Origin of the sequence: Sphingomonas sp. (assembly GCF_019749955.1) — a bacterium.
Taxonomy (GTDB): domain Bacteria; phylum Pseudomonadota; class Alphaproteobacteria; order Sphingomonadales; family Sphingomonadaceae; genus Sphingomonas.
Genome location: NZ_JAIEPC010000011.1, coordinates 69,216 through 82,147, shown reverse-complemented (window position 1 = coordinate 82,147; position 12,932 = coordinate 69,216). Strand labels below are relative to the sequence as shown.

The 12,932-nt window shown below is 64.0% G+C and carries 9 protein-coding genes and 1 tRNA gene; 7 read left to right on the top strand and 3 right to left on the bottom strand.

Translation table 11 applies throughout. From position 1 onward, the window contains the following. The first annotated feature begins 124 nt into the window (after positions 1-124). From K2W81_RS03675 to K2W81_RS03660, 4 genes are all read left to right on the top strand, one after another. Complete coding sequence (locus tag K2W81_RS03675) at positions 125-397, top strand: HU family DNA-binding protein (protein WP_294101450.1); 273 nt, start codon at positions 125-127, stop codon at positions 395-397. Between the two features lie 103 nt (positions 398-500). After that, positions 501-575: transfer RNA gene (locus K2W81_RS03670), tRNA-Val, on the top strand. A gap of 140 nt (positions 576-715) precedes the next feature. Next, positions 716-1,234 (top strand): hypothetical protein, encoded by a 519-nt coding sequence (locus K2W81_RS03665; RefSeq protein WP_294101447.1) that lies wholly within the window; start codon positions 716-718, stop codon positions 1,232-1,234. A gap of 142 nt (positions 1,235-1,376) precedes the next feature. Then, on the top strand, positions 1,377-2,621 hold the full coding sequence (locus K2W81_RS03660; RefSeq protein WP_294101537.1) for an amidohydrolase family protein: 1,245 nt from the start codon (positions 1,377-1,379) through the stop codon (positions 2,619-2,621). Positions 2,622-2,681: 60 nt separating this feature from the next. Here the strand turns inward: K2W81_RS03660 and K2W81_RS03655 are convergent, their stop codons facing one another. The 3 genes from K2W81_RS03655 to K2W81_RS03645 all read right to left on the bottom strand — a co-directional run bounded on the left by K2W81_RS03655 (position 2,682) and on the right by K2W81_RS03645 (position 8,162). Then, positions 2,682-5,417 (bottom strand): TonB-dependent receptor, encoded by a 2,736-nt coding sequence (locus K2W81_RS03655; RefSeq protein ID WP_294101444.1) that lies wholly within the window; start codon positions 5,415-5,417, stop codon positions 2,682-2,684. 82 nt (positions 5,418-5,499) lie between these two features. Next, positions 5,500-7,218, bottom strand: coding sequence for a hypothetical protein (locus tag K2W81_RS03650; RefSeq protein WP_294101442.1), 1,719 nt, complete (start codon positions 7,216-7,218; stop codon positions 5,500-5,502). A gap of 269 nt (positions 7,219-7,487) precedes the next feature. Further along, entirely contained in the window at positions 7,488-8,162 is a 675-nt protein-coding gene (locus K2W81_RS03645) for a 2OG-Fe(II) oxygenase (RefSeq protein ID WP_294101438.1), read from the bottom strand. 137 nt (positions 8,163-8,299) lie between these two features. On the opposite strand from K2W81_RS03645, the gene K2W81_RS03640 reads away from it, so the two are divergent. The 3 genes from K2W81_RS03640 to K2W81_RS03630 all read left to right on the top strand — a co-directional run bounded on the left by K2W81_RS03640 (position 8,300) and on the right by K2W81_RS03630 (position 12,926). Continuing rightward, positions 8,300-9,163, top strand: coding sequence for a type II secretion system protein N (locus tag K2W81_RS03640; protein WP_294101436.1), 864 nt, complete (start codon positions 8,300-8,302; stop codon positions 9,161-9,163). Further along, positions 9,160-11,376, top strand: coding sequence for a type II secretion system secretin GspD (gene gspD, locus K2W81_RS03635; protein WP_294101433.1), 2,217 nt, complete (start codon positions 9,160-9,162; stop codon positions 11,374-11,376). The genes K2W81_RS03640 and gspD overlap by 4 nt, the downstream gene beginning before the upstream one ends. Before the next feature lie 65 nt (positions 11,377-11,441). Beyond that, complete coding sequence (locus K2W81_RS03630; RefSeq protein WP_366932202.1) at positions 11,442-12,926, top strand: ATPase, T2SS/T4P/T4SS family; 1,485 nt, start codon at positions 11,442-11,444, stop codon at positions 12,924-12,926. Positions 12,927-12,932 lie beyond the last annotated feature (6 nt).

The window sequence follows — 12,932 nt, the reverse complement described above, 5'->3', positions numbered from 1 at the left end:
TTCAGGGAGAAATGTGACGAATTTGTTTTGACAGCCCAAGCCGGAATCGCGTTACTACGCCTCCGGCTTTGGACGCGACTCATGCGAACATTGGTCGAAAGAAATGTTAAGGGGGTCCCCAGGGATGAATAAGCAGGAATTGATTGGAGAGGTCGCGGACGCGTCTGGCCTCAGCAAGGGTGACGCAAGCAAGGCCGTTGAGGCGGTCTTCGGCGCGATCTCGACAGCGCTCACCAAGGGCGACGAAGTGCGTCTGGTGGGCTTTGGCACCTTTTCGGTGAGCAAGCGCAAGGCATCGACGGGCCGCAACCCGCGCACTGGCGAACCGATGACCATCAAGGCATCGTCGCAGCCCAAGTTCAAGGCGGGCAAGGTGCTGAAGGATTCGGTCAACTAAGGTTCGGGCTGCGCGGGGCTGGACAAGCCAAGCGCGGCTGTTAAAGGAATCGCAATCGGGCGGCGGGTAACCGTCGCCCGATTTGTTTCCCGAAACAAATTTCGGGCGCGTAGCTCAGTGGTAGAGCACTGTGTTCACACCGCAGGGGTCGCAAGTTCAATCCTTGCCGCGCCCACCATTAAACAGGCCCCGGGCGTCGCGCGCCGGGGCCTTTTTTATTGAGTCTTCCTCACCTGCACCCGCACGTGGCTGTGTGGTTGATCGCGCGCGTTGGCTCGGGCAAGGGGCGGGAACTAGCAACAGCGAGTGAGGTGCCGCGTGCGATTGATGATCCCCCTCGTGCTGATGTCGCTGGCCGCTTGTGCGCCGCAGGGCGAAACCGGCAATGCTGCGACCGGCGCGGCCAATGCCACTATGCCCGCGGTCCAGCCGGGCATGCGCGGCGACGAGCCCGCCGATTCGGCAAGCGCGAAGGCTGCACGCGATTTGGTCGAGCACTATTTCGCGATGATCGACAAACGCGACTATGCCGGCGCGTATCGGTTTTGGGGCAATGGCGGCAAGGACGCCGGCGGCACGCCCGAACAATTTGCCGAAAGCTTCGCAATCTATTCGAAATATGAGCCACGAGCCGGGACCGCGTCGGAAGTCCATGCCCGCGACGGCATGCAATATGTGCTGGTCACGGCGAAAGCGCATGTCGAGAACAAGAAAACGCGCAAGACTGCTGACCGCGAAGGAACGGTGATGCTGCGGCGATCGAGCAACCCCAATGACCCCGTGGTAGAGAAGCGCGAGTGGCGCATCTGGGGCGTGGATTTACGCGTCCGGAGCTGATCCGCAACCGACGCGGCCGTCGATTGACCGTGCGGCCTGGCTTCATGCTACTCGTGGAACCGCCGCTGCGTGTTGAGGCGGCGCCAAGACGGAGAGCAGGGCCATGAACCGACGCGATTTCCTGGCGCTGGCGCCGTTCGGCATGGCGGCGGTGGCGATCCCGGTGGCTGCGCGCAGTCAAACCCTGCCGCGACCGATCTTGCTCATCCCTGAAGCCGTGTTCGACGGCCGCGACGGCGAGCGCCACGCCGGATGGCGCGTGCTGGTGCGAGGCGAGATGATCGTCGCGGTCGGCCCCGATATCGCTGTTCCTCCTGATGCCGACATGATCGCGCTGCCCGGCACGACATTGTTGCCCGGGCTGATCGACGCGCATGTCCATCTGTTCCTGCATCCGTATAACGAAGCGCCTTGGAACGACCAGGTGCTGAAGGAACCGCTCGCGCTGCGCACGGTACGCGCCGCGGCCAATGCCCGCGCGACCCTGACGGCTGGCTTCACCACGGTGCGTGATCTCGGCACCGAAGGCGCAGGCTATGCCGATGTCGGGCTGAAGGCGGCGATTGCCCAGGGTATCGTGCCCGGTCCGCGCATGCTGGTGGCCACCCGCGCGCTGGTGGCAACCGGCAGCTATGGACCCAAGGGATTCGATCCCGGCTTTGATGTGCCGCAGGGCGCCGAAGAGGCTGATGGTCCCGCGCTGGTTGCCGCAGCCCGTCGCCAGATCGGTCGCGGCGCCGATGTCGTCAAGCTTTACGCCGACTATCGCTGGGGGCCCGGCGAACCCAGCCGCCCGATCTTTGCGGTCGAAGAACTGCGCGCGGTCGTCGACGCGGCGCATGCCGCCGGACGCAAGGTCGCCGCGCACGCGAGCAGTGTCGAAGGCATGCGCAGAGCCATCATCGCGGGGGTCGACACAATCGAGCATGGCGATGGCGGAACCCCGGAAATCTTCGCGCTGATGAAAAGTCGCGGCGTCGCGCTATGCCCGACGCTGGCGGCGGGCGACGCGATCGAGCGTTATCGAGGCTGGAACGGTCTTGCGCCCGAGCCGACGTCGATCATCGCCAAACGCGCGAGTTTTGCCGCGGCACGCACAGCCGGGGTCACGCTGTGCGTTGGCGGCGATACCGGCGTCTTCGCGCACGGCGCGAATGCGCGCGAAATCGAGCTGATGGTCGCTTGGGGCATGTCGCCGACCGATGTGCTGATCGCGGCGACGCGGGGCAATGCGGCGGTGTTGGGGATAGGTGAGCGGGTCGGCGCGATTACGCCGGGCCTGCTTGCCGATCTGGTTGCGGTGCGCGGTGATCCGCTGCGCGACATTGGGGCGTTGCGATCACCGGCGATGGTGATGAAGGGCGGGGCGGTGGCACTGCCCCGCTGAGCTACGGCGTCAGGCTTGTCGCCGAGCGCGCGGTAACACGCGCCCGGCGAAGGTCGATGATCAGAAGTTGACGCTCAGTCCGAACGTCGCCGTCGTGCCGAGATCATAGCGGTTGTAGAAGATGCGGTTCGGTCCGTTTTCCTGGAATTCCTGGAAACGCGTGCCGGTGATGTTGCGCACTTCGAACTTCATCTCGGTGTTGATCCCGCCGAGCTTCACGCCCTGGCGCGCCACGAAATCGAGGCGGAAGCCGGGATATTCGTAAATGTCGGGCTGGCCCGATCCGCCACGGATGGTCGCCCGGCGACTGGCATAGTTGAGCAGAAACGTCTGTTGCGACAGCCGGTCCTGATCCTCAAAGCCGAGCTCGAGATTGGCGAGATGGTCTGACTGCCCCGTAAGCGGCACACCATTGCGAAACAGCTGGTTGGCGCGCGTAATGCCCGAAAGGCCGAACACGCTTGCCGGATCATTTGGTCCGACCACGATCGAGGATTGCGAGAAGGTGTAGTTGGCAATCACGACCGCGCGACGCGACGCCCAGAACTTGCCGCCCCCAAAGATATTGGCAAGCCGGAAGTATTTCTGCGTTTCGATTTCCGCACCGTACAACGTCGCTGTCGGCGCGTTGGCGAAGCTCGTCGTCACCGTGTTGTCGCTGAAGCTGGCGAAGGTTTCGATCGGATTGTCGATCCGCTTGTAAAAACCCGCCACCGTCAACCGCTGATCGCGCGCAAAATACCATTCCCAGCGCGCCTCGGCGTTATACAGCTGGGTGTCGACCAAGAACGGGTTGCCACGATATTGGCGGTTGTCATCCGGGTCGAAATAGTTCTGGAATATCAATTCGCGGAACTGTGGACGAGCGATGGTCTGCGCGCCGCTGATGCGGAACTGCATCTCCGGGTTGAGCTTGAAGGTCAAGGTGACAGCCGGCAGGAAATAATCGCGGCTGAGGCCGGTCCGCGCGAGCGACACCGACGGCGTGGTGAACACCTGAATGGCGTTCACGCGTTGCTGCGCTGATTCGAACCGGACACCGGTATCGAGGCTCAGCCGATCGTTGATGTCCCACTGAAGCCGCGCATAGCCAGCGTGAACGACAAGGCTGGCGCCGAACACAGGGTTGCCTTCGTTGGTATCGATCAGGTTGACGCCAAAGGCGCGAATGACGGCCGGTTGGAGCAGCAGGTCAGGCCGGAAAACACCCACACCAGTCGGGAAGTTACCGCCCGCAGTGAACAGAAATTCGCGACGCTCGGTGCGGCGGAACGTGTCCTGATAGGCATAGCCCAAGGTTGCGGTGATTTCCGGCGTGAATTTGTACGAAAGGTCGAAACCACCCGAATAGAGCGTTTCGCGCAGGTTCGAAAAGCTTGTCGACGCCGTGCCACGCAAACCATTGTTGAGCTGGTTCACGAACACCGCGCCGAAGGGATCGGCTGCTGAATTGCTGCGAAAATATTCGAAGCTCAGCTCGTTCGGCGCTTCCCGCCGTGAATTTGCATAGGCCGCGCGGGCGTCGAGCCGGAGTTGGTCGGTCAGGCGGAACTCGCCGACCAGCTGCGTGTCGATAAGCTGGCGTTCATACCAAGCGGTATCTTGCTGCTGCAACGTCGCTGTTTGCGATGTCGTGGTTCGCGTACCGACACCGAGCCGAGCCTGTTTGATCGTGTCGCGGATGTAGAGAGTGTTCCAGCGGATCTTGTTTGGGCCAAAATCATAAGTCGCGCCGATCAGGCCGTCGACGACCAGCCGATTGTCGGTAATGACGCGCTGGAAATCGAGTTCGCGCAGCGAAAGGTCGAGTGACGCAGCAGTCTGCTGCGTGGTGCTGCGCGTGCGCCACTTATTGCTATAGCCGAAAGTGGCGATGATGCCGAGTGTATTGTCGCCGATATCCCATGATTTGCCCGCTTCGAGCGACAGCGACCAGTTCGGCGGCAAGGCCTGATTGCGTTGCACGATGGCGTTGCTGCCCGTCACCAGCTGCGATGCGATCGCCTGCGTGTTGACGGTGCCCTGGCTGATCCGCTGGCCGCTCGCGAGGAAGTTGGCGAGTGCAGGGGGGACATCACGCGCGCCATTGTCAAAACCGGTCCAGTCGCTTGAGCTGCCGAAATAGGTATAGCCAAGCTGGCCGGTGGTAACGCTGTCGGCCCCGATACTGCTATTGATCTTCAAGAATGCTTCTTTCGGTGCAGTCTTGGTGGTCAAGTTGATCACACCGCCGCCATATTCGCCGGGGAAGTTCACAGAATAGCTTTTCTGGACGAGCGTCGACCCGATAATGCTGGTCGGGAAAATATCGAGCGGGACCACGCGGCGCAGCGGTTCGGGACTGGGGAGTGGCGAGCCGTTGAGCAGCGCCAGCGAATAACGGTCGCCAAGGCCGCGGACATAGACGAACCCGTTGCCGACAACGCTGAGGCCCGTGACGCGGGCGAGCGCGCCTGCGATGTCGCCTTCGCCAGTGCGCGCGATATCGGCACTCGACAGGAGCGAGAGTGACTGCGTGCTGGTCTTGGCGATGTTCGACGATCCGCGACGAGCAGTGACGACGACTTCAGCGCCGCCGGGGATCGAGACCTCTGGCTGTGCCTCTTGGGGTGCCTCGGTCGCCGCTGGATCGGCTTGCGCGGCCGGATCGGATGGCGCTGCCTGATCCACGGGTGTCGGGGCGGGGACAGGTGTCGACGGAGCCGGGGGCGGCGCCGTCTGGGCGCGGGCAACCGAAGGGGCCACCAGTGCGGTTGAAATTAGCAACAGGCTCGCAAGCTCGAACGGCCTCGACATCGTCTACCCCCTTGTTCAAATCCGGATGGGGCGGGGCGCTGCCCTTAGGCGACGCCCCGCCCCCAAGTCTTCAGTCCCGCGATCAGAACGTCGGGAGCGAGGTGCAGAGGCCGGTATTGCCGGTGCCGAGGTTCAGCGTCGAGCTGTTGCAGGTCCACTGGGTGTACCAGGTATCGGTCGCATTGCGGACCGCACCAGCGTAAGTCACGGCATCGAAGAATGCCGGCTGGCCACCGAGACCACCGGTCGCCGACGGGATGCCCGAAGCGGCGTGCAAGGCGCTAGGGTTGAACGCCGGAACGGCGGTTTCCGTGGCGCCGTTGATGAAGGTGCCGGTGAAGCTCGGCGTATAAGCTGCGCTGTTATTGTTGGCAGCGGTGCTGGCACCAAAAATGTCCATAACCTGTTGGTTGGTCACACCGTTTGCACCCAGGAACGGGGTAGCGCCGCACTGCATTTGCACCGAGCGGAAGACTGGCGCGCCGAGTTCGTCGTTGCCCGTCGTGGCACCGGCCACGGCACGGTTGGTGGCGTTGACACCGGGGCTGGCGACCGTGTCGGCCGTCGCGGCACGGCTGATGCGCAGGCACGACGGCGAGGGTGTCGGAGCAACCACGAAACCGTTGAGCAGCGTATAGTCCGTGCCGCCGCGCAGCAGGATAGCTGACAGGTCGGACGCGTTGTTGACGCGGTGGAAGAAGGTGAAGTTCGACACGATGACATTTTGACGCGGCAGATCGGAGTCAACGGCGTTGTCCGAATCGGCTTCGATAATCGCGTCTGTACCGCGGGAGTCGCTGCCTGCACGCTGTGCGACCAGGACATATTGGAAGTTCGCCTTTACACCGGTGTCGGTGTCGAGGTTGTCGTCTTCGGCACCAACGGCCACATAGAATCGCATGTTAACGCGACCGCCGAAGAACTCGGCGGCGTCGTCCGAACTGTTGAACGACATGATGTTGTTGAGGACGGTACCGCTGCCGGTGCCCTCGGTCGTCAGCGCTTGAAGCTCGCTGTTGGCCGAGAGGATGAAGCCCGAGTAGCGGATCTGCACGAAGCTCATCCGGCCGCTGCTTTCGGCGTTGTTCGCGCCGCCGTAGACGGCCGGGTCGATCGCGCCTTCGGTCTGGCGTTCGCACGCCGTGGTGCCGGGCGTTGCTAACGAAGCGGCGCAGTCGGTGATCTGCCCACGACCCATCAACACGACGCCGCCCCACTGACCCGACGAGGTGTCGGTGTTCAGGCCCTGGACGTTGTCACGGCTGGTGAAGATGATCGGCTGAGTCGCGGTGCCGACGGCCTGAATCGAGTTTCCGCGATTGACGGCGAGCCACGACGTGCCCGTGCCAGCATAAATAATGACGCCGGGTTCGATGGTGAGCACGACGTTGGTGGTGCCGGTGGTGGTCGCACCCTGATCGGTTCCAACATCGACGCGACCGTTCATCTGGTAAAGCACGCCGGCCAGACGCGGCAGAAGGGCGCTGGCGTTGAGGCGTGCTGGCAACGTGCAGACACGATAGGTGCCGGTCGGGCCATTGATCGTGCCGCTGTCGGTGAGCGTTGAGCCGGCATTGTTCGAAATCGTCGGGCAGCCGGCGGCAGGCGTGACCAGCGCGACCGTCGGGGTCGGCGTCGGCGTCGGGGTTGGCGTCGGTGCAGGGGTTACGTTGGTCGTGTTGTTGTTGATCGTCACGTTGCCACCGGTGCCCGGCGACGCAATGTCGTTGGCGCCACAGCCGCTCAGCGCAACGATCGAGGTGGTCGCAATGAGCATGCGACGCAAATTGGAATTCATCATTTCCCTGTCTCCAGCGTGTTTTCTGACCGACTTATGGTCGTTGCCACGACGATGCCGCCGCGAGTCGGATCGCCCCCTCGCGCCTTCGTCCGACGCCGCTGTAGAAACGCTAGGTTACACGCAGATTGGGATTTGATGACGGTTTAGGGACCTATGCGTGACGAATTTAAGTCGTTGCCATTGAGTGCCGGTGCCAGCGCCGACGGCAAGCCACGCTACGCCGCAACCGGGCGGTTTGGCCATTCAGATGTCGTCGCGGTGCCACCTGCCTACCCCCAAGGGCGCATGCGGAACCATTTTGTCAGCACATATTTGGTGCCAGCACGCACCTTCATCCCGTGGTGCAGGGTTGATGGATTGCCGCTGCCATCGGGCCGCAGATTGTTCCACATCAGCAGCTTGCCCGTTTCGGGGGGAACGAGCTTGTCGATCACCTTGAATCGAGTCGCGCCGCCCGCACCGGGCTCGTTCAGATAGATCATCGCGGTCCAGGTGCGCTGCCCCGCGACGCTGCAGAATCGCTCATAGTCGACGCCTTGCGGGTCGAAATAATCGGTATGTGCCTTGAATTCCTGGCCAACCGCGTAACGCTGTCCCTGCAGTGGTTCGCCGTGCCCTGGATCGAGGTGCATAAACTTGGCGATGCGGTCGTTGACCAACTGCGACAGCGGCTCTTCGAAGCGGAGGTCGCAGGTTTCGCTGGTCCGAAAGGCTGCATCACCGTTGAAATCGGAGACCGTCGAGGGGCGGCGTTCGGCATCGATCCGCGCGATCAGTTCGGCGCAGAGCGCCGCATCGACGAAGTCGCGCTTCAGAAACAATGTCAGCTTCGGGCTCGGAACCTTCTGCACCCCAGGCTGCGACGATATATGAGCGATGACCGGGTCGGCGGGGAATCCCGAACCCGGCGCCGATAAGGGTGGCGGTGACACAATGCTGGCCATGCGCGCCATCGTGCCAAAGCCGCGCTGCAATCTCCAGCCCTGTCGAATGAGGATGTCGCGACTTTAATCGTTCACATAAACGACATCTATACGTAACACAGCGTCCCTAGCAGTGCGCTCGGCGGGAGTTTTTCGGGATGCAGCTAGAGATTGATGCGCGTGCGCGCCGCCTGCTGCGGCTGGTGCCGCTGACGCGCGTCTACAGTGTGGTCGAGCTTTTGCTGCTGGCGTTGCTGGCCTGGCAAGGCGCGCGGCTGGTGTGGACGCTGGTGACGCCGGTCGATCCGGTCGGGGCGTGGCGCTTGCCAGCGCCCGGCGCCGGGACGGGCGCTGGCGAGATGCTGCACGGCTTCGATCCCTTCTTCCGGCTCGACGCGGCCGCGCCCACGCAGGCGCAAGCCGATGTCGTCACGGCTTTGCAACTCACGCTGTTCGGCACGCGGCTCGACGAAGCAACCGGGCGCGGCGGCGCCATCATCGCGGGGCCTGACGGTGAGCAGAAGAGCTATGCGGTGGGCGAGGAAGTCCAGCCCGGTGTCACGCTGAAACAGGTTTCGTTCGACCATGTCACGCTGGCGCGGAATGGGAGCGAGGAGACGCTCTACCTCGATCAGTCGGCGCGGCCCGCTGACGCGGGAGTTGCCGCACCGGGCACAGCGCCGCCGCCGGGGGTAGCGCGCCCGGGCGGCACACCACCCAACGATGCGGGCGCCGCCGGGATAACGCTTGGGCAGGTGCGATCAGACGTTGGCTTCATTCCGCGCATCGACGGCGGCAAGGTGACCGGGCTGGTCGTCCGACCGCAGGGATCGGGCGCAACATTCAGAAAAATAGGCTTGAAAGAGGGGGATATCGTGACTCAGATCGGGGGGCGTCCGGTGACCGGACCGGGCGACATCGAGGCGCTGTCTGGCCAGTTCGCCAAGGGCGGCAATATCTCGATCACGGTCGAGCGTGGCGCCGAAGTGCTGCCGCTCGTGATCACGGTCAGCGGCCAGTGAAGCCGTTTCCCCCCCGGTTCGCGGCGCTGGTCGCGCTTGCGCTCGCCTCGCCGCTGGTCGCGCAGACCACGCTCAACGTGCGCGACGCGGATATCCGCGCTTTCATTGGTGATGCTGCCAAGGTGACCGGCCGCACCTTCATCATCGACAGCCGGGTGCAGGGTAAGGTGACCGTCGTCACCGATCGCGCGCTGTCGCGGTCCGAATACTTTGAGATTTTCCTGTCGACCTTGCGCGCCAATGGTCTGATCGCGGTGCCGACGGCCAATGGCGCATTCCGCATCCAGCCGATCGACGGTGCTGCCGCGCAGCCCAACCGCGTTGGCGGCAGTGCGACCGCCAATCGCAATGCCTATGTTACCGAAATCATCCGACTGCGGGCGATTGATGCCGCGAGTGCGCTCGACACGATTCGCCCGCTGATCAGCCCGCAAGGATCGGTCAGCGCCAATCGCGGCGGCAATTCGATCGTCATCGTCGATTTTGCCGACAATGTGCGGCGGATCCGCGAAGTGCTGTCGCGGATCGACACCGATAGTGCCGCGACGCGCATCGTCGCGCTCAAGAACGCTGGCGCGCGCGAAATCGCGACGGCGCTGACGGCGCTGGCGGGCAGCGGGCAGGCTCCGGGTGGCGCGCAGGGCGTGTCGATCGTTGCCGTCACGAGCTCGAATGCGGTCGCGCTGCGCGGCGATGCCTCGACGGTGGCGCGGCTGGCTGAGGTCGCTGCCGATCTCGATCGGCGTGCGTCGGCGGGGACAGAAATCAAGGTCGTGTTCCTGCAAAACGCCGATGCCGAACAATTGCTGCCGGTGCTGCAGGAACTGGTCGGCCAACAGCCGACTCAGGCGCCGCAGCAGACGCAGTTGTCGCAGCAGACATCGGCCTTTGGCGGCGGCAATCAGGGTGGCGCCAATGCGCGCAACATCGTGCCGCCGCAGAATGCGCAGGCGCCGAGCAGTTCGGGCAGCGGCGTCAACCCCAATGCCCAGCCCGCGATCGTCGCCGAGGGCGGACGGACGGCCGCTGTCGTCACGCGTTTTTCGGGCGCCAACGCGATCGTCATCGCCGGGCCGACCGAAGTGCAGCGGCAGCTCGCCGATGTGATTCGCCAGCTCGACACAAGGCGCGAGCAGGTGCTGGTCGAAGCGATTGTCGCCGAAGTATCCGACGCGACGGCGAACCGGCTCGGCGTCCAGTTGTTGCTCGGCAGCCTGAGCGGCAATTTGCCGATCGTCTCGTCGAGCTTTTCGAACACGGCGCCTAATTTGCTGACCGTCGCAGGGGCGGTCGCGGCGCGGCGCCTGAACACGGCGACAACGACGATCAACGGCAACACGACCACAACCACGACCAACAGCGCGGTCAGCGACCAGCTCGCCCAGTCGGCGATCAGCTCGATCTTGGGGGCAACTGGCGGACTCGGCGGATTCGGTACGACGATCGGCAGGGACGGCGTGTTCGGCGGGATCATCAACGCGGTTAAGAGCGATTCGACGTCGAACCTGCTGCAGGCACCGAACGTCACGACGCTCGACAACCAGCCCGCCCGCATCCTCGTCGGCCAGGAAATTCCGGTAACCACGGGGCAGGCACTCAGCCAGAATTTCGACAATGCCTTCCGCACCGTTCAGCGCGAGAATGTCGGCATCCAGCTTGAAGTGCGGCCACAGGTGAATTCGAGCGGCACGATCAAGCTGTTCCTGCGCCAGCAGGTCAGCTCGATCTCAGGGCCGGTATCGAACGACAACAGCGACCTGATCCTCAACAAGCGCGAAGTCGAAACGACGATGACGGTCGATGACGGCCAGATCGCGGTGATCGGTGGGCTGCTGTCGGACGAAGAGCGCAACACGATCGAGAAAATCCCGTTGCTCGGCGATATCCCCGCGCTCGGCCAGTTGTTCCGCTCGAAGGCGAAGCAGCGGACCAAGACCAATCTCATGATCTTCATCCGCCCGACGATCCTGCGCAGTGCCGAGGATTCGCGGCGGGTGACCGAGCAGCGTTACGGCTATCTGCGGCTGCAGCAGGGCTTGCAGAATCCCAACGCCGAACCGAGCATCGACCAGTTGGTGCGCGATTATCTCGGCGCCGAACCGCCGCTGCCCGCCGCCCCAAAACCCGGCAGCATCGAGGACCCGCGCATCGCGGTGCCGGTCATGCCGAGCGCGACCGATCCGCTGGGGCGCAAGGCTGGAGCGCCGAAATGACGCTCCGCCCCGGAACACCGACCGACGACCATAGCCCCACGATTGCGCTGGCGGATGCTGCCGCGATGACTGAGCCGATGGTCGGCATTCCTTATGCTTTTGCGCGCAAATTCGGGGTAGTGCTCGAACCCGGCGCGGCGGGGCATTTCTCGGTCGCGCTGCGCGAGGGCGCCGATCCGAAAGTGCTGCTCGAACTGCGTCGCCATCTCGCGCGCCCGTTCGACGTGACCTTCGCCAAGCCCGAAGATTTCGACCGGATGCTGTCGGATCGCTATGCGATGGACGGCCAGGCGGCAGCCGCAGCGGCGGGCTCGCTCGGGCTGGGCGATGAACTCGATCTGCTCGCGGGCAATCTGCCGACGGCGGAGGATTTGCTCGACACCGCCGACGATGCCCCGGCGATTCGCCTGATCAACGGCATCATCGCCGACGCGGCGCGCAACGGCGTGTCGGACATCCATATCGAACCCTATGAGACCGGCCTTGTCGTGCGCATGCGCATCGACGGCGTGCTGCGCGAAACTTTGCGGATGCCGCCGCACGTCGCGCCCGTGGTCGTCAGCCGCATCAAGGTGATGGCGCGGCTCGACATTGCAGAACGCCGCGTGCCGCAGGACGGGCGCATGGGGCTGTCGCTCGGCGGCAAGCTGCTCGACGTGCGTGTCTCGACCCTGCCGAGCCGCGCGGGCGAGCGGGTGGTGCTGCGTATTCTCGACAAGGAGAATGCCGGCATCAATCTTGACGTGCTCGGGATGAGCCCGGCGATCAACACCATGCTGCGGTCGGCGATTTCGGAGCCCAATGGTATTGTGCTGGTCACCGGCCCGACCGGCAGCGGCAAGACGACAACGCTTTACGCGGCGCTCCGGCTGCTCAACGACGGCACGCGCAATATCCTCACCGTAGAGGACCCGGTCGAATATGCGGTCGACGGTGTCGGCCAGACGCAGGTCAATCCCAAGGTCGGGCTGACCTTTGCGGCGGGATTGCGCGCGATCCTGCGGCAGGATCCCGATGTGGTGATGGTCGGCGAAATTCGCGACCGCGAGACGGCGGAGATCGCGGTGCAAGCGTCGCTGACGGGCCATCTCGTGCTGTCGACGGTCCACACCAATGACGCGATCGGCGCGATTACGCGCATGCGCGACATGAAGGTCGAGCCGTTCCTGCTTGCCTCCACCTTGCGCGGGGTGATCGCGCAGCGGCTGGTGCGGCGGTTGTGCCAAACCTGCCGTCGCCCGGTGCAAGCACAAGGATCGGTATCAGCGCTGCTCGGCTTTGATCCGGGCGCCATCGTGTATGAACCCGTCGGCTGCGACGACTGCGGCGGTACCGGCTTCAAGGGCCGGATCGGCGTGTTCGAGGCGATCCGCATTGACGAGACGATCCGCCGCCTGATCAACGACGGCGGCGACGAAGCGATCATTGCGCGCCATGCCTTCATCAACGCGCCCAATCTCGGCTCGGCCGCGCGCCAGATGGTGCGCGACGGGCTGACGACGCCTGAGGAAGCCGTGCGCGTTTCGCGCAGCGACATGGCCGAGGTCTGAGCCGCG